This window comes from Nonomuraea africana, assembly GCF_014873535.1.
Classification (GTDB): Bacteria; Actinomycetota; Actinomycetes; order Streptosporangiales; family Streptosporangiaceae; genus Nonomuraea; species Nonomuraea africana.
In genome coordinates, this window is sequence record NZ_JADBEF010000001.1 from 7,467,854 (window position 1) to 7,490,515 (window position 22,662).

General features: G+C 71.0%; 18 protein-coding genes. 13 read left to right on the top strand and 5 right to left on the bottom strand.

Translation table 11 applies throughout. The annotated features are described in order from the left end of the window. The first annotated feature begins 277 nt into the window (after positions 1–277). The 7 genes from kdpF to H4W81_RS47930 are packed head-to-tail and all read left to right on the top strand — an operon-like array spanning position 278 to position 8,003. Positions 278–367: a K(+)-transporting ATPase subunit F gene (gene kdpF, locus H4W81_RS49590; RefSeq protein ID WP_113705100.1), complete on the top strand. Its 90-nt coding sequence runs from the start codon at positions 278–280 to the stop codon at positions 365–367. Continuing rightward, on the top strand, positions 367–2,028 hold the full coding sequence (gene kdpA, locus H4W81_RS35535) for a potassium-transporting ATPase subunit KdpA (RefSeq protein ID WP_192778794.1): 1,662 nt from the start codon (positions 367–369) through the stop codon (positions 2,026–2,028). The genes kdpF and kdpA overlap by 1 nt, the downstream gene beginning before the upstream one ends. Beyond that, on the top strand, positions 2,028–4,046 hold the full coding sequence (kdpB, locus tag H4W81_RS35540; RefSeq protein ID WP_192778795.1) for a potassium-transporting ATPase subunit KdpB: 2,019 nt from the start codon (positions 2,028–2,030) through the stop codon (positions 4,044–4,046). Before kdpA ends, kdpB begins: the two co-directional genes overlap by 1 nt. Then, complete coding sequence (locus tag H4W81_RS35545) at positions 4,046–4,849, top strand: potassium-transporting ATPase subunit C (RefSeq protein WP_192778796.1); 804 nt, start codon at positions 4,046–4,048, stop codon at positions 4,847–4,849. The genes kdpB and H4W81_RS35545 overlap by 1 nt, the downstream gene beginning before the upstream one ends. Further along, positions 4,846–7,344 carry a DUF4118 domain-containing protein gene (locus H4W81_RS35550; protein WP_192778797.1) on the top strand — a complete coding sequence of 833 codons (2,499 nt, stop codon included), beginning with the start codon at positions 4,846–4,848 and terminating at the stop codon, positions 7,342–7,344. The genes H4W81_RS35545 and H4W81_RS35550 overlap by 4 nt, the downstream gene beginning before the upstream one ends. Positions 7,345–7,377: 33 nt before the next feature. Beyond that, positions 7,378–7,713, top strand: coding sequence for an ArsR/SmtB family transcription factor (locus H4W81_RS35555; protein WP_192778798.1), 336 nt, complete (start codon positions 7,378–7,380; stop codon positions 7,711–7,713). Further along, positions 7,710–8,003, top strand: coding sequence for an alpha/beta hydrolase fold domain-containing protein (locus H4W81_RS47930; protein WP_420538760.1), 294 nt, complete (start codon positions 7,710–7,712; stop codon positions 8,001–8,003). The genes H4W81_RS35555 and H4W81_RS47930 overlap by 4 nt, the downstream gene beginning before the upstream one ends. A gap of 72 nt (positions 8,004–8,075) precedes the next feature. Here H4W81_RS47930 and H4W81_RS35565 read toward each other — a convergent pair whose 3' ends face one another. Further along, positions 8,076–9,131 carry an ArsO family NAD(P)H-dependent flavin-containing monooxygenase gene (locus tag H4W81_RS35565; protein ID WP_192778799.1) on the bottom strand — a complete coding sequence of 352 codons (1,056 nt, stop codon included), beginning with the start codon at positions 9,129–9,131 and terminating at the stop codon, positions 8,076–8,078. Positions 9,132–9,181: 50 nt separating this feature from the next. Next, positions 9,182–9,586 (bottom strand): DUF7144 family membrane protein, encoded by a 405-nt coding sequence (locus H4W81_RS35570; RefSeq protein ID WP_192778800.1) that lies wholly within the window; start codon positions 9,584–9,586, stop codon positions 9,182–9,184. Between the two features lie 201 nt (positions 9,587–9,787). Here H4W81_RS35570 and H4W81_RS35575 point away from each other — a divergent pair, with 201 nt between their 5' ends. Genes H4W81_RS35575 through H4W81_RS35595 form a run of 5 tightly spaced genes read left to right on the top strand, consistent with a single transcriptional unit; the run spans position 9,788 to position 16,480 of the window. Continuing rightward, positions 9,788–10,243, top strand: a complete 456-nt coding sequence (locus H4W81_RS35575; protein ID WP_192778801.1) for a hypothetical protein — start codon at positions 9,788–9,790, stop codon at positions 10,241–10,243. Positions 10,244–10,248: 5 nt separating this feature from the next. Continuing rightward, a complete protein-coding gene (locus tag H4W81_RS35580) occupies positions 10,249–11,499 on the top strand; it encodes a hypothetical protein (RefSeq protein WP_225958952.1) in 1,251 nt (416 codons plus the stop codon). Beyond that, positions 11,496–12,713, top strand: a complete 1,218-nt coding sequence (locus tag H4W81_RS35585) for a VWA domain-containing protein (protein ID WP_192778803.1) — start codon at positions 11,496–11,498, stop codon at positions 12,711–12,713. Before H4W81_RS35580 ends, H4W81_RS35585 begins: the two co-directional genes overlap by 4 nt. A gap of 9 nt (positions 12,714–12,722) precedes the next feature. Then, positions 12,723–13,832 (top strand): ATP-binding protein, encoded by a 1,110-nt coding sequence (locus H4W81_RS35590; protein WP_192778804.1) that lies wholly within the window; start codon positions 12,723–12,725, stop codon positions 13,830–13,832. Next, entirely contained in the window at positions 13,829–16,480 is a 2,652-nt protein-coding gene (locus H4W81_RS35595) for a DUF5682 family protein (protein WP_192778805.1), read from the top strand. Before H4W81_RS35590 ends, H4W81_RS35595 begins: the two co-directional genes overlap by 4 nt. Positions 16,481–16,496: 16 nt before the next feature. Here the strand turns inward: H4W81_RS35595 and H4W81_RS35600 are convergent, their stop codons facing one another. Together H4W81_RS35600 and pdxR are read right to left on the bottom strand one after the other, a co-directional pair. Further along, a complete protein-coding gene (locus H4W81_RS35600; RefSeq protein ID WP_192778806.1) occupies positions 16,497–17,711 on the bottom strand; it encodes an MFS transporter in 1,215 nt (404 codons plus the stop codon). 14 nt (positions 17,712–17,725) lie between these two features. Then, a complete protein-coding gene (gene pdxR / locus H4W81_RS35605; protein WP_192778807.1) occupies positions 17,726–19,102 on the bottom strand; it encodes a MocR-like pyridoxine biosynthesis transcription factor PdxR in 1,377 nt (458 codons plus the stop codon). 98 nt (positions 19,103–19,200) lie between these two features. Here pdxR and H4W81_RS35610 point away from each other — a divergent pair, with 98 nt between their 5' ends. Continuing rightward, a complete protein-coding gene (locus H4W81_RS35610) occupies positions 19,201–20,445 on the top strand; it encodes an MFS transporter (protein WP_192778808.1) in 1,245 nt (414 codons plus the stop codon). On the opposite strand, the gene H4W81_RS35615 is transcribed toward H4W81_RS35610, so the two are convergent. Then, positions 20,341–22,632: a heavy metal translocating P-type ATPase gene (locus H4W81_RS35615; protein WP_192778809.1), complete on the bottom strand. Its 2,292-nt coding sequence runs from the start codon at positions 22,630–22,632 to the stop codon at positions 20,341–20,343. The two genes, H4W81_RS35610 and H4W81_RS35615, sit on opposite strands and share 105 nt — an antisense overlap. Between the last annotated feature and the right edge of the window lie 30 nt (positions 22,633–22,662).

The following is a 22,662-nucleotide window of genomic DNA, read 5'->3' on the forward strand; positions in this document are numbered from 1 at the left end:
GAGCTGGCACCAACCGTCCACCTCGGCGCGCGACTGCTGTCAGGCCGGAGAGCGGAACGCGTAGAGATCGTGTCAACGGTCGGGCTCAGGGCGTATGAAAGCCGTCAGGAACCATAAAACCGGGCAAATCTAGCGATTTGCTGTCCTCACAGCCGCCCATGCGGGCGGTGGAATTCATCCTGATGTGAGGAGTGGGGATGGCTGACGTCATCTTCGTCGCCCTGACGATCGCGGTCTTCGTGATCTTCGGGTTCGTCGTGAAGGCGGTGGAGCGGCTGTGAGCGCCGTCAACGCCGCAGGCCTCGTCGTGGTCGCCGGCCTGGTGGTCTTCATGGTCGCGGCCCTGCTCTTCCCCGAGCGGTTCTGATGTCGGCGACCACCGCGGGCGTCCTCTTCATCGCCTCGCTCCTGCTGGCCCTCGCGATCTGCTACAAGCCGCTGGGCGACCACATGTACCGGGTCTACGCCGGCACTCGGCACAGCGCCGTCGAGCGCGGGATCTACCGGCTGCTCGGCGTCAAGGCCGACACCGAGCAGAGCTGGGGCGGCTACGTCCGCGGCGTCCTGGCCTTCTCCGTGCTCTCCGTCCTGTTCCTGTACGGCCTGCAGCGTCTGCAGGAGCACCTGTTCCTGAGCCTCGGCATGGCGGCGGTCGAGCCCTCGCTGGCCTGGAACACCGCGGTCAGCTTCACCACCAACACCAACTGGCAGGCCTACTCGGGCGAGGCCGCGATGGGCCACGTGGTGCAGACCGCGGGGCTGGCCGTACAGAACTTCGTCTCCGCGGCCGTCGGCATGGCGGTCGCGATCGCCATGGTGCGCGGCTTCGCCAGGAAGAAGAGCGACACGCTCGGCAACTTCTGGGTCGACCTGGTGCGAGGGACGCTGCGGATCCTGCTGCCCCTCGCCTTCGTCGGCGCGCTCCTGCTGGTCGCCGGCGGCGCCATCCAGACCTTCGGCGACCATTTCAGCTGGAGCACGCTGGCCGGCGGCGAGCAGACCTTCACCCCCGCGGCCGCGGCCAGCCAGGAGGCCATCAAGGACCTCGGCACCAACGGCGGCGGCATCTTCAACGTCAACTCGGCCCACCCGTTCGAGAACCCCACGTCGTGGACCAACTGGCTGACGATCTTCTTGCTGACCGTCATCGCCTCGTGCATGCCGCGCACCTTCGGCCGCATGGTGGGCGACAACCGCCAGGGCTACGCGATCGTCTCGATCATGGCGGTCATCGCCGTCATCAGCATCGGCGTGACCAACTGGGCCGAACTGAGCGCGCACGGCACGGTGCCGCAGGCGATCGGTCAGGCCATGGAGGGCCGCGAGGCGCGCTTCGGCGTCTCCAACTCGGGGATGTTCGCGACCGCGACCACGCTGACCTCCACCGGGTCGGTGAACTCCTTCCACGACTCCTACACCGCCGTCGGCGGCGGCATGCTGATCTTCAACATGCTGCTCGGCGAGGTCGCGCCGGGCGGCGTCGGAGCCGGCCTGTACGGCATGCTGATCCTCGCCGTGATCACGGTCTTCGTGGCGGGCCTGATGGTCGGCCGTACGCCTGAGTACCTCGGCAAGAAGATCGGCACCCGTGAGATCAAGCTGGCCTCGATGTACTTCCTCGTCACGCCGATGCTGGTGCTGATCGGCACGGGCGTCGCGATGGCCACCGAGCAGGGCCGCTCGGCGATGTTGAACACGGGTCCGCACGGCCTGTCGGAGGTGCTCTACGCCTTCACCTCCGCCTCGAACAACAACGGGTCGGCCTTCGCCGGGCTGGGCGCGAACACCACGTTCTACAACACCGCGCTCGGCCTGTGCATGGTCTTCGGCCGGTTCCTGCCGATCGTGCTGGCGCTGGCCCTGGCGGGCTCGCTGGCCAGGCAGGTGCCGGTGCCCGTCTCGGCCGGCACGCTGCCGACCCACCGGCCGCAGTTCGTCGGCATGGTCGTGGGCGTGACGGTCGTCCTCGTCGCCCTCACCTTCCTCCCCGCCCTGGCACTGGGCCCCCTCGCGGAAGGACTGCTCTGATGCGCACGCAGCTGGCCGGCGCGCTCCCCGACGCGCTGAGGAAGCTCAACCCCGCGTCCATGTGGCGCAACCCGGTGATGCTGATCGTCGAGATCGGCGCGGTGCTGACCACCGCGCTCGCGATCGCGGAGCCGTCGTTCTTCGCCTGGGCCATCGTCGGGTGGCTCTGGCTGACGGTGATCTTCGCCAACCTGGCGGAGGCCGTCGCCGAGGGCCGCGGCAAGGCACAGGCGGCCACGTTGCGCGCGGCCAAGCAGGACACGATGGCCCGCAAGGTCTCCGGCGAGGTGGTCCCGGCCACCGAGCTGAAGCAGGGCGACAGCGTGGTCGTCGAGGCGGGGGAGATCATCCCCGGCGACGGCGACGTCGTCGAGGGCATCGCCACCGTGGACGAGTCGGCGATCACCGGTGAGTCCGCCCCCGTGATCAGGGAGTCGGGCGGCGACCGGTCCGCGGTGACGGGCGGCACGAGGGTGCTGTCCGACCGGATCGTCGTGCGGATCACCCAGGAGCCCGGCGAGAGCTTCGTGGACAGGATGATCGCCCTGGTCGAGGGCGCCAACCGGCAGAAGACCCCGAACGAGATCGCGCTGAACATCCTGCTGGCCGCGCTGACGATCATCTTCCTGGTCGCCACCGCCACCATGCAGCCGCTGGCGATCTTCTCCAAGTCGGTCAACCCGGGTGTGCCCGACTCGATCGCCCTCACCGCGGACGGTGTCACGGGCATCGTGCTGATCTCGCTGATCGTCTGCCTGATCCCGACCACGATCGGCGCCCTGCTGTCCGCCATCGGCATCGCGGGCATGGACCGCCTGGTCCAGCGCAACGTGCTGGCGATGTCCGGCCGCGCGGTGGAGGCCGCGGGCGACGTGACCACGCTGCTGCTCGACAAGACCGGCACCATCACGCTGGGCAACAGGCAGGCGGGCGCGTTCGTCCCCGTGGCGGGCGTCCCGGTCATGGAGCTGGCCAGGGCGGCGCAGTTGTCCAGCCTGGCCGACGAGACGCCGGAGGGCCGCTCGATCGTGGTCCACGCGAAGACCGCGTACGGCCTGCGCGAGCGGGAGCCGGGAGAGCTGGACAAGGCCACCTGGGTCCCGTTCACCGCGCAGACCAGGATGAGCGGCGTCGACCTCGACGGCCGCGAGGTGCGCAAGGGCGCGGCGACCGCGGTCATGAAGTGGGTGCGCGACCACGGCGGCCACCCGACCGCCGAGGTCGGCGAGATCGTGGACGGCATCTCGGCCTCGGGCGGCACCCCGCTGGTCGTCGCCGAGAAGGGCCGGGTGCTGGGCGTCATCCACCTCAAGGACGTCGTCAAGGAGGGCATGCGCGAGCGGTTCGACGAGATGCGCCGCATGGGCATCAGGACCGTGATGATCACCGGTGACAACCCGCTGACCGCCAAGGCGATCGCGGAGGAGGCGGGCGTGGACGACTTCCTCGCCGAGGCCACCCCCGAGGACAAGCTCGCCCTGATCAGGAAGGAGCAGGAGGGCGGACGCCTGGTCGCCATGACGGGTGACGGCACCAACGACGCCCCTGCCCTCGCGCAGTCGGACGTCGGCGTCGCGATGAACACGGGGACCAGCGCCGCCAAGGAGGCGGGCAACATGGTCGACCTCGACTCCAACCCGACCAAGCTCATCGAGATCGTCGAGATCGGCAAGCAGCTCCTCATCACCCGCGGCGCGCTGACGACCTTCTCGATCGCCAACGACATCGCCAAGTACTTCGCGATCATCCCCGCGATGTTCGCGGCGGTGTACCCGGGCCTGGACGCGCTCAACATCATGCGGCTGGCCGGCCCGCAGTCGGCGATCCTGTCGGCCGTCGTCTTCAACGCCCTGGTGATCGTCGCGCTCATCCCGCTCGCCCTCCGCGGCGTGCGCTACCGGCCGGCGAGCGCGTCGAAGCTGCTGAGCCGCAATCTCCGCGTGTACGGCCTGGGCGGCATCGTCGTGCCGTTCGTCGGCATCAAGATCATTGACCTCCTCATTTCGGGAATCGTGTGATGGAACGCATGCCCAGCTGGATCCGCCAGCATCTGGCCGCGCTGCGCGCGCTGCTCGTGCTCACGGCGGTGACCGGCGTCGTCTACCCCCTGGCGGTCACGGGCGTGGCCCAGGCGGTGTTCAACGGCAAGGCCAACGGCTCGCTGATCGAGAAGGACGGCAAGGTGGTGGGCAGCGCGCTGATCGGCCAGTCCTTCGAAGGGCACAGGGAGTACTTCCAGAGCCGCCCCTCGGCCGCCGGCGACGGCTACGACCCGACCGCCACCTCGGCCAGCAACCTCGGTCCCGAGGACGTCATCGACACGGCGGACAGGAAGTCGCTGCTCACCCAGGTCTGCGCCAGGTCGAGGGCCGTCGGCGAGCTGGAGGGCGTCAGCGGCGCCCGTCCGTTCTGCACGTCCGACGGGGTCGGGGCGGTGCTGAAGGTCTTCGGGGACCGGGCGGTCGCCGTCAACCAGCTCTGCCCGGCCACGCCGTTCGTCGCCGACTACCGGGGCGTGAAGGTGGAGTGCGCCAGGCAGGGTGAGAACTACGCGGCGGGCAGGACCGTCCCGGTCAGGGGAGAGGTGCGCGAGGTCGTGGTGCCCGCCGACGCGGTCGCCGCCAGCGGCTCGGGCCTCGACCCGCACATCTCGGTGGCCTACGCCGAGCTGCAGGCGCCGAGGGTGGCCAGGGCGCGTGGCGTCGACCTGGCCAGGGTCAGGCGTCTCGTCGAGGAGCACACCACCGCCCGCGCGCTCGGCTTCATGGGGGAGCCGGTGGTGAACGTGCTCGAGCTCAACCTGGCGCTCGACCGATCATGAGCATGGGCCGGCTGCGCGTCTACCTCGGGGCGGCGCCGGGGGTCGGCAAGACCTTCGCGATGCTCGGCGAGGGACGCAGGGCCCGCGAGCGGGGCAGGGACGTGGTCGTAGGCCTCGTCGAGACCCACGGCCGCCCCCGTACCGCCGAGCTGCTCCAGGGCATGGAGGTGGTGCCCCGCAGGACCCTCGTCCACCGGGGGGTGAGCTTCACCGAACTCGACGTGGCCGCGGTCGTCGAACGCGCTCCGAAGATCGCGCTGATCGACGAGCTGGCGCACACGAACGTCCCCGGGTCGAGGAACGCCAAGCGCTGGCAGGACATCGACGAGATCCTCGACGCCGGGATCGACGTCATCTCCACGGTGAACATCCAGCACCTGGAGTCCGTCAACGACGTCGTCGAGCAGATCACCGGCATCCCGCAGCGCGAGACGGTGCCCGACGAGGTGGTACGGCGGGCCGGCCAGGTCGAGCTGGTCGACATGTCACCCGAGGCGCTGCGGCGCAGAATGGCGCACGGCAACGTGTACCCGCCAGAGAAGGTCGACGCGGCACTGTCGAACTACTTCCGCGAGGGCAACCTGACCGCGCTGCGCGAACTCGCCCTGCTCTGGGTCGCGGGCAAGGTCGACGACCAGCTCGACCGCTACCGGGCCGACCACGGGATCCAGGGCACGTGGGAGGCGCGCGAGCGCGTCGTCGTCGCGCTGACCGGGGGCCCCGAAGGCGACACCCTCGTACGGCGGGCCGCCCGCATCGCCGCCAGGACCAAGGGCGCCGACCTGCTGGCCGTCCACGTCACCAGCGCCGACGGCCTGTCAGGAGGCGACCCGGTCGACCTGGCCCTCCAGCGCGACCTCGTGGAGAACCTGGGCGGCAGCTACCACCAGGTGCTCGGCGACGACATCCCCCGCGCGCTGCTCGACTTCGCCCGCGGCGTCAACGCCACCCAGCTGGTGCTGGGCGCCTCGCGCCGCGGCAGGTTCGCGCAGATCCTGTCGCGCGGGGTGGGGGTCGAGACGACGGCGCTGTCCGGGTCCATCGACGTCCACATGATCACGCACGAGGAGGCCAAGAGAGGGCGCAGGCGTCCCGAACGGGCGGCGCTCACCAGGAAGCGCAGGCTGGCGGGGTGGGCGTGCGCCGTGCTCGGCATGCCGCTGCTGACCCTGCTGCTCGCCCCGTTCCGAGACGTGCTCTCGCTGCCCAGCGAGATCCTGTTCTTCCTGTGCCTGGTCATCGGGGTGGCGCTCGTCGGCGGGAGGTGGCCCGCGATCACCGCGGCGGTCGGCGGGTCGCTGCTGCTCAACTGGTTCTTCACGCCGCCGATCGGCCACCTCACCATCGCCGATCCGGAGAACCTGTTCGCGCTGATCGTCTTCGTGGTGGTCGCGGCGGCGGTGAGCGCGATCGTGGACATGGCCGCCCGCCGTACCAGAGAGGCCGCCAGTGCCGGCGCGGACGCCGAGGTGCTCGCCACGCTGGCGGGGCACGTGCTGCGCGGCGACGCCGCGCTGCCCTCGCTGCTGGCCCGGCTGCGCGAGACCTTCGGGCTCACCACGGTGACCCTGCTGGAGCGGGACGGCGGGCCGGGCCACGACTGGCGGATCGTCGCCACGTCGGGAGGGCCGCCGTGCGCGAGCCCCGGCGTGGCGGACACCGACGTCGTGATCGACGAGAACCTGGTGCTCGCGGCGCGCGGCCGGCTGCTCGACGCCAGCGACCGCCGCGTGCTGGAGGCGTTCGCCGCCGAAGCCGCCGTCGCGCTGCGCCACGAGCGCCTGCGGGAGGCGGCCGAGCAGGCCAAGCCGCTGGCGGAGGCCGACAGGATGCGCACCGCGCTGCTCGCCGCCGTCAGCCACGACCTGCGCACGCCGCTGGCCTCGGCCAAGGCCGCGGTGGAGAGCCTGAGCAACACCGAGATCGCCTGGTCGGCCGAGGACAGGGCGGAGCTGCTGGCCACCGCCGAGGAATCGCTCGTCAGGCTGGACCGGCTGGTGGAGAACCTGCTCGACATGAGCAGGTTGCAGGCGGGCGTGCTCGGGCTCGTGCTCCAGCCCGTCGCGCTGGAGGAGATCGTGCCGCGCGCGATCGACGACCTCGGCCCGGCCAGGGACAGGATCGAGGGCGACGTCTCCGTCGAGCTGCCCGAGATCGCGGCCGATCCCGCCTTGCTCGAACGGGTGCTGGTCAACCTGATGACCAACGCCGTCCGCCACAGCCCGCAGGAGGCGAAGGTCCTGATCAGCGCCAGCCGGCACGGCGACCGCGTCGAGATCAGGGTGGTCGACAGGGGACCGGGCATTCCCGTCGAGGCGCGCGAGCGGGTGTTCCTGCCGTTCCAGCGCCTGGGCGACCGGGACAACCACGCGGGCGTCGGCCTCGGGCTCGCGCTGTCGCGAGGGCTCGCCGAGGCCATGGGCGGCACCCTCGTTCCCGACGAGACGCCAGGCGGCGGTCTCACGATGACCCTCAGCATGCCGATCCCCGCCTGACAGCAAGCATTGATCGACTATTATCGATGTTCGATGAACGAGTATGCGGAGCCTCTGGACAGGGCCGCGGCCGAGGAGTACGCGAGCTGGTTCAAGGCGCTGGCCGACGCCACGCGCATCCAGCTCGTGTCGCTGCTGGCCAGGCGCCGGCAGCCGATGACCGTGGGCGAGATCGTCGCGGCCTCGGGCGTGGGGCAGTCGACCGTGTCCCACCACCTGAAGATCCTCGCCGAGGTGCGCTTCGTCCTGGTCGACAGGCAGGGCACCTCCAGCTTCTACCGCATCAACGAGGCCTGCGTGAGCTGCTTCCCCACCGCCGCCGACGTGGTGATGGGCAACCCCGTGCCGCCCGCCCCCACCTGCGACTGAAGGAGGCCCGGGGAGCGGCGCGGAGAGATGACGACCTCTCTCGACGAGCTGGACATCTTCGCGTGGCGGTGGTGTTCGTCAACTACAGCCTCTCGCCCGAGGCCCGCTACCCGGTCGCCATCGGCGAGAACTACGCGGCGGCCCAGTGGGTGGTACGGCACGGCGCCGAGCACGGGCTCGACCCGTCGAGGATCGCGGTGGCGGGGGACTCGGTGGGCCGATCTCCTCTCTGCGGGCCGCGGCGCCGGTGCTCACCAATCCCGCCAACATCCACCGCGCCGTGCCGCTGACCTACGAGCAGTTCCGCTACGCCTTCGCCAACGCGGCCTTCGTCCAGCGCTTCGTCGGCTGACCGGCGCCGGCTACCGGGTGCCCGTCAGCCGCCGCGTCACCTCGGCGACGGTGTCGCGGGCCGTACGGCCGGCGCCGATCAGCGTGGCGGCCGCCGGACCCGTCCAGTCGCCGTATCCGAGCAGGTGAAGCCGGGGTTCGCCGAGCGCCCTGGTGCCCTCGACCGGGATCAGCCCGTCGGGGCCGCGCAGGCGCAGCGGGGCGAGGTGGTTCAGCGCGGGCCGGAAGCCCGTGCACCAGATGATGGCGTCGCACGCCTGGCTGGTGCCGTCCGGCCAGGCGACGCCCTCGGGCGTGATCCTGGAGAACATCGGCTCGGCCTTCAGCACACCTCGCTCCCTGGCCTCGCGGACAGGGGGAACGGCGACGATGTCGCCCAGGTCGCCGATGCCGGGGCCGTCGTCGCGGGCGCGGCGGGTGGCCAGGGCGAACAGGGCGCGGCCGTCCACCTCGTCGGGCAGCAGCCGGGGCGGGCGCAGGGTGACCCAGGTGGTCTGCGCCACCGTGGAGACCTCGGCGAGGATCTGGGCGGCGGAGTTGGCGCCGCCGACGATCACCACGCGCCGGTCGCGGAAGGGCGCGGGACCCCGGTAGCCGGCGGTGTGGAGCTGCTCGCCGAGGAAGCCGCGGATGCCGGGATAGTGCGGGACGTAGGGGCGCCACCACGTGCCGGTCGCGCTGATCACGGCGCGGGCGGGCCACACGCCGTCACCGGTCTCGACGAGCAGCCCGCGCTCTCCCCTGCGTACGGCCCGCACCGTGGTGGGGCGGACGATCGGCAGCTGGTATCGCCGCTCGTAGTCGGCCAGGTAGGCGACGGTGTTCGCCGCGTCGGGGTAGCCGCCGCCGGGCGGCGAGGGCATCATCCGGCCCGGCAGCGAGCTGTACTGCGCGGGGGAGAACAGCCGCAGGGACGGCCAGGCGTGCCGCCACGCGCCGCCGGGAGCCTCCTGGGCGTCGAGGATGACGAAGTCGGCGCCCGCGCGGCGCAGGTGGTAGCCGGCCGCGAGACCCGCCTGCCCGCCGCCGACGACCACGACGTCGACCGAGCGAGGGCGGACCGTCATGCGGCTCCTCCTCGCTTCGACACCTGTCCGAATGATAGGTGACGGAGGGCTCAGTCGCTCAGGGCCCGTGCTTCGCCTCCGTGGACGACGATCGCGTAGATGACCACCACGTCGAGGGCGATGACGATCAGCGACCACCACGGGTTGACGCCGATCCACGCCATCTGGGTCACCGCGTTGAGCATCACCAGGACCACCCCCGCCACCCTGGCCCAGCCCTGGCCCAGCGACAACGCGACACCGGTGACCGTCAGCACGATGCCGAGGAGGAGGTGGATCCACCCCCAGCCGCTGATGTCGAACGCCAGCAGCCGACCGGCGGCGGGGACGTAGAGGTCGTCGTCGATGATCGCGAGCAGGCCGGTCAGGACATTGAACAGTCCGGCCATGATCATGATCATGCCGGCGAACCAGATCCACCCGATCCAGCCGGTGACCCGTGCGTTGTCTGCCATACCGGGCCTGTGCCCAGCGGATATACGGTGATCACACCGTCAGGGGATACCTTGACCACCTGTGGGACCGGCGATCACGTAAGCGACGGCCGGCCGACCCGAAAGCACCGGATTCATGCATCGAATTGACCCTGCTGGGCTTTGGGGTAAATTACCGGGTCACTGATCATCCATGAGCCGTCAGGGCTGGAGGTCGAGGTCGTGAACGCGGACAGACCCGCGTGGGAACAGGCCAGCGCGGTGAGGGTCGTCTCGCCTGTCCAGCCCCGCAAACTGGCGAAGGTGCCCTTCGTCGAACTGGCGGACGGGCGACTGCAGGGCGTCGTGTCGAGCGGTTCCGACATCGAGCGGGTGTACGTCTCCTCGATCACCGCGGGGACGCTCACCATCAACTGCAGTACGAACAACAACCGCCCGTGCGGCGGGCTGAGGGGATCGGCGTGCAAGCACCTGCACGCCCTCCTCGACGAGGCGGTGCTGCAGTACGGCGTCGACAGGGTCGCGCGCTATCTCAGGGCCGAGGAGAACGCCCTCCTCAGCGGTCAGCCCGAGCCGGCGCCCGCGGCCATGGTGTTCAGCCGGTTCCTCCGGCACCTGGCCTACCTGGAGCTGCCCGAGTCCACCGTGCCCATCCCCGAGATGCATTGGTTCCGTTGATGCGAATGGACGCTCCCCCGCAGGGAGTCGAAGAGGCCCTCGAGGTCGTGGCCGGGTTCGACGAGGCGCTGACGCACGGCTTCGCGAGGCTCGCGGGCGACCAGCTGAGGGACCTGGCGGGCGCGCTGGCCGGCACGCCGATCGGGCAGCGGGCGGCCGAGGCCGCCGAGAAGATCGCCGCGGGCTCGATCGCGGAGGAGCATCTGACCGCGCTGGCCGGTGGCCGCGCGGCGCTGCTCGGCGCGGTCCACGACGCGCTGCTGTCCCAGCTCGACACCGCCATGGGCAGGCGGCGGGCCGAACACACCGCCGGCGACGGCGCCTCAGAGGCCGCCGCGGGTTGCAGGTCGTGGCTGGCCGAACTGGCGATCACCGGGTGGAAGGGCGTCGACCACGACCTCGTCTCCGCCTCGGCGCAGCCGATCGAGGCGCTGCTGTCCGGCCAGGGCACCCGCAGGCTGGCCGTCCTGCTCGACGGTCTGGCGGCCGAGCTGAGCGCGTCGTGCCCCGTCGCGACGATGGAGCGGCTGCCCCGGCGCAGATGGGCGGACCTGTGGTCGAGGGCGCTGCTGCTGTCGCAGGGCGGCTGGCCCGAGCCGGTCGTCGAAGAGGTGTCGGGGACGCTGCTGATCCTCGGCGTGGACGTTCAGGAGCACGGCACCGCCGTACAGGTGCAGGTGCACGGGGTGCTGGACGAGCGGCTGGTGCGCACGAGCGTGACCGTCGCGAAGGTCGACACCATCGTCGGACTGGCCGTGTGGCCGCTGCTGAGCGGTTATCCGAAGCTGGTCAGGGCGCTGGCCGAGCAGCGGGCCGTGGAGGTCAAGGACCTGCCGCTGCTGGGCGGCGGCGACCTCGTCTGGCACGAGGACAGGGCCACGCTCAAGGACCCCGTCGACCCGTTCGTGACGGCGAGGGTGGCGCTGGCAGGGGCCGTGGCGCCCGCCGTGCCCCCGCTGGAGCGGCACCCGGTGCGCATCGCCGAGCCGGTGCTGGTCGAAGGCGATCTGAGCGGCTATAACTTCGACCGGCTGACCGCCTCGGGCCCGATCACGGAAGACGTGCTCAAGGGCGCCTCCGCCTGTGTCGGGCTGATGAGGTGGGACGGCGGGCAGTGGACCCTGCAGCCGCTCGCGGTGCGGAAGGGCAAGAAGCAGCCGCACAACGCCGAGCTGGCGCTCAGCCCCAAGGCCGCAAAGGCCGGCGACGCGGTGACGGTGCTCAAGGAGCGGGCAGGGCGGTTGCTGCGCAAATGAGCGACGAGAACAGGCGGCAGGTCCTCTACTGGCGCCTCATGGCCCGGCTGTTCGAGCCGGAGGAGCAGCCCTCGCTCGAGGCGGCCAGCGTGGCGATCGTGGAGGACATCGGCCTGCCCGCCGCGCTCCTCGACCCCTCGGTGTCGATGGACAACCTGCTGCAACGCTTCCCCGAGATCGACCTGGAGGACCCGGACCCCGTCCGCAGGGCCGCCGTGGTCTCCAAGCTGCTGCTCAACGTCTTCAACACCGGTTCGGGGACGGTCACCGCCACCCAGCTGGCCACCTGGAAACGCGACGCCGCGTGCTTCCAGCAGGTGATGGGCGAGGGCCACGGCCTCCAGGAGATCGAGGCCGACCTGGTCAAGCGCATGCACCTGCGCGAGGTCCTGGCCGATCCGAAGCTGGCCGGACAGCTCACCCCCAGCATGTCGCTCATCGAGCAGCTGCTGCGCGACAAGGCCAACCTGTCGGGCATCGCGCTGGCCAACGCCAAGGCGCTGATCCGCAGGTTCGTCGACGAGGTCGCGCAGGTGCTGCGCACCCAGGTCGAGAAGACCAGCTCGGGCGTGATCGACAGGTCGGTGCCGCCGAAGCGGGTCTACCGCAACCTCGACCTCGAGCGGACGATCTGGAAGAACCTCACCAACTGGAGCCCGGAGGACGAGCGGCTCTACGTGGACAAGCTCTTCTACCGGCAGACGGCGAAGAGAACCACCCCGGCCAAACTCATCGTGGTCGTCGACCAGTCGGGCTCGATGGTCGACTCAATGGTCAACTGCACGATCCTGGCCTCGATCTTCGCCGGGCTGCCCAAGGTGGACGTGCACCTGATCGCCTATGACACCCGCGCCCTGGACCTCACGCCGTGGGTGCACGACCCGTTCGAGGTGCTGCTGCGCACCAACCTCGGCGGCGGCAACGACGGTCCCGTCGCGATGGCCATGGCGCGGCCGAAGATCACCGATCCGCGCAACACCGTCATGGTGTGGATCTCGGACTTCTACGAGTTCGACCGGTCGCAGCCGCTCTACGAGGGCATCGAGGCCGTCCACCGGTCGGGGGTGAAGTTCATCCCCGTAGGCTCGGTGAACAGCTCGGGCCAGCAGAGCGTCGACCCGTGGTTCCGGAAGAAACTCAAGGACCTCGGCACGCCGGTTATTTCCGGACATATCCGCAAACTCGTCTTCGAGCTCAAGAGCTTCCTCGCCTAGGAGACCCCTGTGCTGCGCGCCCCCGCTGAATCCAAGTACGCCGACGAGCTCGACTACCTGGAGTCGATCGACAAAGGACCCAAGCCGTTCTCCTGGCGGCTCAGCCCCCGCATGGTGCGGATCTTCGTGCTCGGCTCCGAGCGCGCCGACGGCCTCGACCGCGAGATCCCGCAGAAGTGGTTCGGCGACCGCAGCTTCGTCGAGCGCAGCATCGTCACGCTGGCCTCCGACCGCGGCCTGCTGCTGATCGGCGACCCCGGCACCGGTAAGAGCTGGCTCGCCGAGCTGCTCGCCGCGGCCATCAGCCGCAACTCCACCCTGGTCGTGCAGGGTACGGCCGGCACCACCGAGGACCACATCAAGTACTCGTGGAACGTCTCCATGGTCATCGCCAAGGGCCAGTCCCGCGAGTCGATGATCCCCTCGCCGATCATGACGGCGATGGAGCAGGGCGTGATCGGCCGCTTCGAGGAGCTGACCAGGTCCACCAGCGACGTGCAGGACGCGCTGATCTCCATCCTCTCGGAGAAGTACGTCTCCATCCCCGAGCTGGGGGAGAACGACGACAACATCGTCTTCGCCCAGCCCGGCTTCTCCATCATCGCCACCGCCAACAGCCGCGACAGGGGCGTCAACGACCTGTCCTCCGCGCTGAAGCGGCGCTTCAACTTCGTCCGCATCCCGGTGGTGACCAACAAGAAGAGCGAGGCGGAGATCGTCCGCTTCCGCACCACCGAGCTGCTGCGCCGCCACCAGATCGAGCTCGATGTGCCGCCCACGCTGCTCGACATCCTCCTGCAGAGCTTCGCCGACCTGCGCGCCGGCGCCGCCTCCGCCACCAGCGACGACCAGAAGCTGGAGTCCGCGCTGTCGACGGCCGAGCAGATCGGCGTGCTGGAGGACGCGATCCTGCACAGCCAGTTCTTCGGCGACAGCACGCTGCGGGCCGCGACGCTGGCCGGCTCGCTGGTCGGCTCGCTGGCCAGGCGCACCCCCGAGGACCTGGCGATCCTCAACAAGTACTGGCACGGAGTCGTCGAGCCGCGCAGCAAGAAGGAAGGCGGCGAGTGGCCCGAGTTCCTCGAGGGCGGTCGTCAGGCGATCGCCACGCTCTCATGAGCCCTTTCGACCCGCTGCGCGAGCAGCTCGCGAGCGCGGCGGCGGCCTTCGGCGCCGGCCTGGTCGACGACGTGGAGCAGGCGCTCCAGGCCGAGCTGGAGATCTTCCCCGTCTGCCACCACTCGCCCGCCTCCGCGCTCGCGATGGCCCGCAGGCTGAGGGAGAAGCAGCCCAAGGTCATCTACCTGGAGCTGTGCGAAGACCTGCGGCCCGTCCTCGACGAGCTGCGCAACTGCCGCCTGCCCGTGGCGCTGCAGGCCTTCGCCACCGAGATCGACGGCTTCCCCGCCGAATGGGCGCCGCTGAGCGTGATCGCGCCGATCACCGAGTCGTCGGCGGAGTACCAGGCCATCGCCTACGCCCTCGACACGCCCGGCGTCGAGATCGTGCTCGTGGACCGCTCGGTCGACCATGTCTTCCAGTGGTCGCCGCGCGAGCGGGGCGAGGCCGTCGGCGTCGAGATCGGCGACCTGCGCCCGCGCTTCGCCGAGCTGGAGGAGCACCTGCTCCACCACGGCAAGGTGCGTCACTGGTCGGAGTGGTGGGACCAGTACGTCGAGCAGCCCCTCGTCGGCGCCGACTACGACACCTACCGCCAGGTCATGGTGCTGATCGGCAGCCTGTTCAGGCGCCTGCGGCCCGAGGGCAACGAGATGGACGAGGACCGCGAGCGCTACATGTGGACGCGCATGCGCGAGCACCTCGCCGCCACCGGCGCCGACCCCGACACCTGCCTCTACGTGTGCGGCGCCTTCCACGCCGCCAGCCCCGTGATGGGCGAGCACCTCGACATCACCCCCCGTACGGCGACCCGCTGGCTCTACGGCCTCATTCCCTCCAGCCACTCGGCGATCGAGGAGCAGTTCGGCCTGGCGCCGGGCTCGGTCTCGATCGCCGCGGCGACCTGGAGCAAGGCGGTCAAGCGCGGCGGCGTCACGCCGTACCAGCTGGGGAGCAAGAGCAAGGGCCGCGCCCTGCCGCCGCCCGCGCCCCTCGAGAAGGACGACAGGCTGTCGGGCTTCCTGGCCCAGCCGCCCTCTCTCGACGGCTTCGACGAGGCCGAGCTGCTCGGCTGGTGCGTCGACATCGTCAGGCTGGCCCGCCGCAACGGCTACCTGGCCAGCACGGCCGACGCCATCGCGGTCTACGAGACCTCCATCCTGCTGGCGGGGATGCGGGGCAGGAAGCGGCCCACGCCGTACGACTTCCAGGACGCCGCGGTCACCTGCATCGAGAAGGACGTCGTGCCGGGCAGGCGCGACGTGCGCCGCCTGTGCGAGATCATGCTGGGCGGCGACCGGATCGGCCAGGTCGGCTACGACTCGCTGCCGCCGCTGGCCCGCGACGTGCTCGACCGCCTGGAGCCGCTCGGGCTCGACCTGCAGAAGCGCACCCTGTCCAGGGCGCTGATGAACCTCGACCTCGACCCCGAGCTGGCGCCCTGCTCCGACCTGCTGTGGATGCTGCGCTACCTGCTGCCCGACGGGGCGGTGAAGCCCATCATGGGCTCGCGCAGGCTGGGGGAGCGGTCGATCCAGGAGAGCTGGGACCTGTGGCTCGGCAAGCACCAGCGTGAGCTGATCGAGCTCGGCTACGAGGGCGTGACCATCGAGCAGGTTATGGAGCAGCGGCTGCGCCGCGCCGCGTGGGACCCGAAGGCCACGGCCGCCGTGGTGCTCGGCGCGGTGGAGGACTCCATCCTGTTCCTCGGCAGCCGCAGATTCACCGACGAGCTCGGGGCACGGGCGGTGGAGCTGCTGTCGGCCGAGCGGACCGTCGACGACGCGCCCGAGGTGCTGCGCAGGATCAGGCGGCTGCTTGCGCACTACCGGTCGGCCGGCGACGGGCTGCCGAGCTGGTGCGAGGCGTTCGTCACGGCGGGCTACGCGCACTACTGCACGCTCCTGCCGACGGCCTTCGTCGACGAGGAGACGGGCGTCCGCCAGGTGGGCGCGATGCTCGGCTTCCTGTTCACCATGGAGAGCCTGGCGATCTCGCTCGGCTGCGACCGGGCCCAGCTCGAGATCGCGGTACGGCAGTCGCATCCCGAGGCGCCCGCGAAGGTGGCGCTGGTGTGGGCGGCGCAGTTCCAGCTCGGCCTGCTGACCATGGCGGAGCTGCGGTCGCTCTGCGACGACCTGCTGAACAACCCGCTCGTCGTGCCCTCGGTGCCGCTCTACATCACCGGCTTCGTCCAGGCGCTCGAGCCGGCTCCCGTGCTGACGCCGTTCGTGGTGGAGGTCCTGTCGGGTGCCTTCGGCAGGCTGCCCGACGACGTGCTGCTGCCCTGGCTGCCGAACCTCATCACGACGCTCCGCAAGGAGGCCCCCGAGCTGGTGCCCACGCTGGTGCGCGAGGCGGGTCTGACCTTCCCCGCGAGCCTGGCCGCCGTCGACGCCTGGGTGCCGCCGTGGTCGGCCACGCGGGCAGGGAAGAGCGCGACGGCCGCGGCTCCCGTGGCGGCGGGTCCCGTCACCGACCTGCTGGCGGCCCATCCCGCGGCGACCGACGCCGTCGCGGCGCTCCTCGGCTGCGCGGGCGAGTGGCAGAGCGGCGGCGCGGAGCCCCGCGGCCCGGAGCACGTCGAGATCGCCGCCCTGCTGAAGGCGCATCCCGAGACAGCCGACGCCGTCGCGGCCCTGCTCTAGCCTGCCTGGCGCGGCCTCAGCGGGAGGTGAGGCCGCGCACCCCCGGCGACAGCAGCGCGGCCAGCCCGCAGACCACCACGATCACCGCGCAGCCGACCAGCGCGGGCCCGGGACCGATCACGACGGCGACGGGGCCCGCCACCAGCAGGCCGATCGGGCCGAACATCAGCGATCCCAGCGCGTCGTAGGAGCTGACCCGCGACAGCGACTCGGCCGGGATCTCCCGCTGCATCGTGGTCTGCCACAGCACCCCGAAGACGTCCATGCTGACGCCCATGACCACCGCGCCGAGCACCACCGTCCACAACGGCGCGCCCACCCCCAGCAGCAGGTACGGCAGCGCGGTGGGCAGCGTCAGCAGCGTCCCGAGGAAGATCGGCCGCTTGGGCCGCAGCCGCATCGCGACCACCACCCCGCCGATCATCCCGACCGCCTCTCCCGCCAGCACGGCCGACCACGCGGGCGCCCCGCCGAGGCTCTGCTTGGCCAGCAGCGGGCCGAGCACGCCGTGCGCCGCCTGCATGGCCATCACCAACACGGAGAACTGGGCGACGACCACCCACAGCCACTGACGGGAGATGAACTCCCTCCAGCCGTCGCGCAGGTCGGCCAGCACCGAATGCCGCTTCTCCGCCAGCCGTTCGTTCGGCTTCAGCCGCAGCAGCGCGATGAGCCCGGCGCCGGTGGCGAACATCACGCCGCTGACGACCAGCGCCCAGCCGCCGCCGATGAGCGCCACGGTCGCCCCGCTCAGCACCAGTCCCAGCACCCTGGCCGAGTTGGCGCCGAGGCCGAGCAGCGCGTTGCCGGTCTGCAGGCGCTCGGGCGGCACGACGTCCGGGACGATGCCGGCCAGCGCGGGCCACATGATCGCCACCGCGATGCCGCTGATCGCGGCGACGACCACCAGCGCGGGCAGTGGCGTCCAGTGGGTCAGCAGCATCGCCCCGAGAGCGGAGAAGGCCACCGCGCTCATCGCGTCCGCCGCGACCATCACCCTGTTCCTCGGCAGCCGGTCCGCGATCACACCGCCGATCAGCATGAACACCACCATCGGCACCGCCTCGGCGGTCAGCACGACCGACAGCGTCGTGGCCGTGGCGCCGGGCAGCTCGAGGATGCCGAAGGCCAGCGCGACGGGCGCGAAGGAACTGCCGAGGACCGAGACGGTCCTGGCCGAGAACAGCAACGCGAAACGCTGGTCGCGAAGCAGGCCGAGATCCCCCGCCATGATCCCCCCAGGTATCAAAGGGACAATCGTCTCACCCGGAGCGCGGGGATGAGCCGCCGCAGTCCCTCGTCGATCCGCTCCAGCGGGATGGCGCCGTAGCCTAGCACCACGCCCTGTTCGGGTGGCCCCGCGTAGTAGCTCGCCAGGCTCTCGACCGCGACCTCCGGCGCGCGAGCCGGGTCCACCTCGCCCTTCGCGCACAGGTGCAGGCCGGCCGCCGAGGGCACCAGGTCGAGGTGCTCGCGCAGGAACCCGGCGATCAGCGCGTGCCTGGCGGCGTACTGCCTGGTCGCCTTGCGCACGTGCCTGGCCAGCAACCCCTCGTCGATGAACCTGGCCAGGGCCGCCTGCGCGGTCGTCTCGCTGTGCCAGTCGGTCAGCTGCTTGGCGACGCGCAGCGCGGGCTGCAGCGAGGCGGGGGCGATGAGGAAGCCGAGGCGCAGCATCGGGGCGAGGGTCTTGGAGAAGGAGCCGACGTAGACGACCCTGCCGCTGCGGTCCAGGCTCTGCAACGGCTCCAGCGGGCGGTCCTCGAAGCGGAACTCGCTGTCGTAGTCGTCCTCGATCACCACGGCGTCCCGCTGCCGTGCCCAGGCCAGCAACGCCGTACGGCGGGCCAGCGACATCGGCGTGCCGAGGGGGAACTGGTGCGAGGGCGTGACGTAGACCAGGCGCGCCGTGCGCGGGATGGCCGTGACGTCCAGGCCCTCGGCGTCGACGGGCACCCCCGCCACGCGCGCGCCGAGCGAGCGGAACAGCCGTCGCGCGGGTGGATAGCCCGGCTCCTCCACCGCGACGCAGTCACCGGGCTCGATCAGCACCCTGCCGACCAGGTCGAGCGCCTGCTGGGCACCCTGCGTGACGATCACGTCGTCGAGCGCCGCCCTGATCGAACGCGAGAGGACGAAATAGCGGGCGATGGCGACGCGCAGCCCTTCGTGACCCTCGGGAGGGAGGTACCCGGCCGCCCGCACCCGCAGCTCGCGGCTGACCAACCGCCGCCAGGTCTCCAGCGGGAACAGGGCGAGGTCGGGCAGCCCCACTCTGAAGTCGAACGCGGGCGCGCCCCCCGACGTGATCGGCGGGATCTCGGTCCAGATCCGGCGCGGCCGCACGCCGCCCTGCGGCGCCCTGCGCCGCAGGGCGGGCCTGACCGGCGCGCTGACGAACGTGCCCGCGCCCGCCCTGCCCTCCAGGAAGCCGTCGGCCGTCAGGCGTTCGTAGGCGACGGCCACGGTGTTGCGGGCGACGTCGAGGCTGCGGGCCAGCTCGCGCGTGGGCGGCAGCCGCTCGCCCTTCCTGAGCCGTCCGTCCAGAATGGCGTCGCGAAGCTGCCGATAGATCTGCGCGGCCAGGTCAGCTCTGCCCGCGAGGCTGATGTGGAAGTCCATCTTGGCCCAATCAGATGGCTAAGAATTGGAGCTTACACTCGGCCAACCTCCGCCCCTACCCTTTCCCCATGACACTTACGCCCGAATTGTTCGAGTAAATGAACCCGCGCCGCGTTCTCACTCTGGCCCAGCTCACCAGCTCGATCGGTGACGGCGCCTACATCGTCACCTCGACTCTGTACTTCACCAGAGTCGTCGGCCTGTCGCCGTTGGAGATCGGCCTCGGCCTGACCATCGGCTGGGCCCTCGGCACCATCGCGGGGGTGCCGCTCGGAAACCTGGCCGACCGGCGGGGGCCGCGCGGCGTCGCGGTGCTGCTGGCCGTGGCGACGGGCGCAGGGGTCGGCTCGTTCCTCGTGGTGCGGTCCTTCCCGCTGTTCGTGCTGGCCGTCTGTCTCTACGCCAGCGCGCAGAGCGGGCTGGCGGCCGCCCAGCAGGCGCTGCTCGCGGGGCTGGTGCCACCCGCCGAACGCACCAGAGTGCGGGCGGTGCTGCAGTCCACGCTCAACGCGGGGATCGCGGTGGGCGCCGGGCTCGGCGCCCTGGCGCTGCACTTCGACACCCCCACGGCCTACCTCACGGTCTTCGCGGTGGACATGGCGAGCTACCTGGTCGCGGCGGGAGTGCTCGCGCTGGTGCCCGCCGTGGCGGGGGTGCCGGCGGTGAAGGGGGAGCCGCGCCTCGCGGTGCTCAGGGACCGGCCCTACGCCGTGATCACCCTGCTCAACACGGTCATGCTGCTCTACCGGCCGCTGATCAGCCTCGTGCTCCCGCTGTGGATCGTCCAGCGGACCGACGCGCCCGCCTGGACCGTCTCCGCCGTGCTGGTCCTCAACACCGTGTGCGTCGTGCTGTTCCAGGTGCGCGTCGCCCGCAGGGTCCGCGACCTCGCCTCCGCCTCCCGGTTCGTCCGGCTGTCGGGCCTGGTGCTCTTCGCCTCGTGCCTGGTCTTCTCGCAGGGGCACACCGTCTTCCTCCTGCTGGCGGCGGCGCTGCTCCTGGTGCTGGGGGAGATGATGCTCTCCTCGGGCGCCTGGGAGATCAGCTTCGGCCTGGCCCCCGCCGGCAAGCAGGGGCAGTACCAGGGCTTCTTCGGCACCGGCACGGCGATCGCCAGAATGGCGGGCCCGGTGCTGCTCACCAGCCTGGTCATCGGCTGGGGCACACCGGGCTGGGTGGTGCTTGGGGCGATGTTCGCGGCGGCCGGCGCCGCGATGGCGCCGGCCGTCCGCTGGGGCCTACTTGAAGCCGCGAAGGCGCAGGCTGTTGGTGACCACGAAGACGCTGGAGAAGGCCATCGCGGCACCGGCGATCATCGGGTTGAGCAGCCCGAGCGCGGCTAGCGGCAGCGCCGCCACGTTGTAGGCGAAGGCCCAGAACAGGTTGCCCTTGATGGTGGCCAGCGTCCTGCGGGAGAGCCTGATGGCGTCGGCGGCCACCCGCAGGTCGCCGCGGACCAGCGTCAGGTCGGAGGCCTCGATCGCCGCGTCGGTGCCCGTGCCCATCGCCAGGCCCAGGTCGGCCTGGGCGAGTGCGGCGGCGTCGTTGACGCCGTCGCCCACCATGGCGACCGACTTGCCCTCGGCCTGCAGCCGCTTGACCACGTCCACCTTGTCGGCGGGCAGGACCTCCGCGATGACCTCGTCGATGCCGACCTCGGCCGCGACCGACCTGGCCACCTTCTCGTTGTCGCCGGTGAGCAGCATGGGGGTGAGCCCCAGCGCCCTCAGCTGCTGGATCGCCTCCTTGGAGGTCGGCTTGATGACGTCGGCCACCACGAGGACGGCGCGCGCCCTGCCGTCCCAGCCGACCGCCACCGCGGTACGGCCCGCCGCCTGCTCGCTCTCCAGCGCCTCGGTCAGTTCCTCGGGCAGGTGCTGCGACCACTCGGCCAGCAGCCTCGGCCGGCCCACGAGCACCGCATGCCCGTCGACGACGCCCTGGACGCCGAGACCCTCGACGTTGGCGAAGTCCTCGACCGTCGCCTTGGAGGCTGTGTTGATGGTCGCACTCTCTTCGAACCCTCGCTGGTCACGCAAGCTGCCGCTCTCGGGTTCGGTTCGTCGCTCCGCGGCGCGAGCGATGGCCTGCGCGATCGGGTGCTCGGAGGCGTGCTCCAGCGCTCCGGCGAGGCGCAGCACCTCTTCGCGGTCCTCGCCCTCGGCCAGGTGGACGGCGGTCAGCGTCATCCTGCCCTCGGTGACCGTGCCGGTCTTGTCCAGGACGACCGTGTCGATCTTCCTGGTCGACTCGAGCACCTCAGGACCCTTGATCAGAATGCCCAGCTGGGCGCCCCTGCCGGTGCCGACCAGCAGCGCGGTCGGCGTGGCCAGGCCCAGCGCGCAGGGGCAGGCGATGATCAGCACCGCCACCGCGGCGGTGAAGGCCGCGCCGGCCCCGCCGCCGGTGCCCAGCCAGAAGCCGAGCGTGCCGATGGCCAGCGCGATCACGATCGGGACGAAGATGCCGGAGATCCGGTCGGCCAGCCGCTGGACCTCGGCCTTACCGGTCTGCGCGTCCTCCACCAGCTTGGCCATCTGGGCCAGCTGGGTGTCGGCGCCGACCCTGGTGGCGCGGACGATCAGCCTGCCGCCCGCGTTGACCGTGGCTCCGGTCACCGCGTCGCCGGGGCGGACCTCCACCGGGACCGACTCGCCGGTCAGCATCGAGGCGTCGACCGCGCTGCTGCCCTCGTCGACCACGCCGTCCGTGGCGATCTTCTCGCCCGGACGCACCACGAACCTGTCGCCGACCTTGAGCTGGTCGGTGGGGATGCGCCGGCCGTCGGCCAGCTCGACATCCTTGGCGCCCAGCTCCAGCAGGGCCCGCAGCGCGGAGCCCGCCTTGCGCTTGGACCTGGCCTCGAAGTACCGCCCCGCCAGGATGAACGCCGTCACGCCCGCCGCGGCCTCGAGGTAGATGTTGCCCGAGCCGTCGGTCCTGGCGATCGTGAACTCGAAGGGGTGCGTCATGCCGGGGGTGCCGGCCGTACCGAAGAACAGGGCCCAGAGGGACCAGGCGAAGGCGGCGATGGTGCCGATGGAGACCAGCGTGTCCATGGTCGCCGCGCCGTGGCGCAGGTTCGTCCAGGCGGCCTTGTGGAACGGCCAGCCCGCGTAGACCACGACCGGCGCGGCCAGCGTCAGCGACAGCCACTGCCAGTTGGTGAACTGCAGCGCCGGGATCATCGCCATCGCGATCACCGGCACGGCCAGCACCAGCGAGGTGACCAGCCGGTTGCGCAGCGGCCTCAGCTCGTCCGCGGGCTCCTGCGGCTCGCCCTCCGCCTGAGGCGGCTTGGGCAGCTCGGCGGTGTAGCCCGCCGACTCCACGGTGGCGATCAGCTGCTGCGGGTCGATTCCCTCGGGAAAGGTGACCCTCGCCTTCTCCGTCGCGTAGTTGACCGTCGCGGTCACGCCCTCGAGCTTGTTCAGCTTGCGCTCGATCCGGTTGGCGCAGGACGCGCAGGTCATGCCGCCGATCGATAGTTCGACGGCGCCTTGGGGCTTGTCGTCGGTGAGGGGAGACATCACCTCTCCTTTCTTACGTCGCGATCCTGC

Bases quoted from the DNA above. Each gene is read 5' to 3' on its own strand.
- kdpA (WP_192778794.1), top strand. From the start codon at position 367: ATGTCGGCGACCACCGCGGGCGTCCTCTTCATCGCCTCGCTCCTGCTG.
- kdpB (WP_192778795.1), top strand. From the start codon at position 2,028: ATGCGCACGCAGCTGGCCGGCGCGCTCCCCGACGCGCTGAGGAAGCTC.
- H4W81_RS35545 (WP_192778796.1), top strand. From the start codon at position 4,046: ATGGAACGCATGCCCAGCTGGATCCGCCAGCATCTGGCCGCGCTGCGC.
- H4W81_RS35550 (WP_192778797.1), top strand. From the start codon at position 4,846: ATGAGCATGGGCCGGCTGCGCGTCTACCTCGGGGCGGCGCCGGGGGTC.
- H4W81_RS35555 (WP_192778798.1), top strand. From the start codon at position 7,378: ATGAACGAGTATGCGGAGCCTCTGGACAGGGCCGCGGCCGAGGAGTAC.
- H4W81_RS35565 (WP_192778799.1), bottom strand. From the start codon at position 9,131: ATGACGGTCCGCCCTCGCTCGGTCGACGTCGTGGTCGTCGGCGGCGGG.
- H4W81_RS35570 (WP_192778800.1), bottom strand. From the start codon at position 9,586: ATGGCAGACAACGCACGGGTCACCGGCTGGATCGGGTGGATCTGGTTC.
- H4W81_RS35580 (WP_225958952.1), top strand. From the start codon at position 10,249: ATGGACGCTCCCCCGCAGGGAGTCGAAGAGGCCCTCGAGGTCGTGGCC.
- H4W81_RS35585 (WP_192778803.1), top strand. From the start codon at position 11,496: ATGAGCGACGAGAACAGGCGGCAGGTCCTCTACTGGCGCCTCATGGCC.
- H4W81_RS35595 (WP_192778805.1), top strand. From the start codon at position 13,829: ATGAGCCCTTTCGACCCGCTGCGCGAGCAGCTCGCGAGCGCGGCGGCG.
- H4W81_RS35600 (WP_192778806.1), bottom strand. From the start codon at position 17,711: ATGGCGGGGGATCTCGGCCTGCTTCGCGACCAGCGTTTCGCGTTGCTG.
- pdxR (WP_192778807.1), bottom strand. From the start codon at position 19,102: ATGGACTTCCACATCAGCCTCGCGGGCAGAGCTGACCTGGCCGCGCAG.
- H4W81_RS35610 (WP_192778808.1), top strand. From the start codon at position 19,201: ATGAACCCGCGCCGCGTTCTCACTCTGGCCCAGCTCACCAGCTCGATC.
- H4W81_RS35615 (WP_192778809.1), bottom strand. From the start codon at position 22,632: ATGTCTCCCCTCACCGACGACAAGCCCCAAGGCGCCGTCGAACTATCG.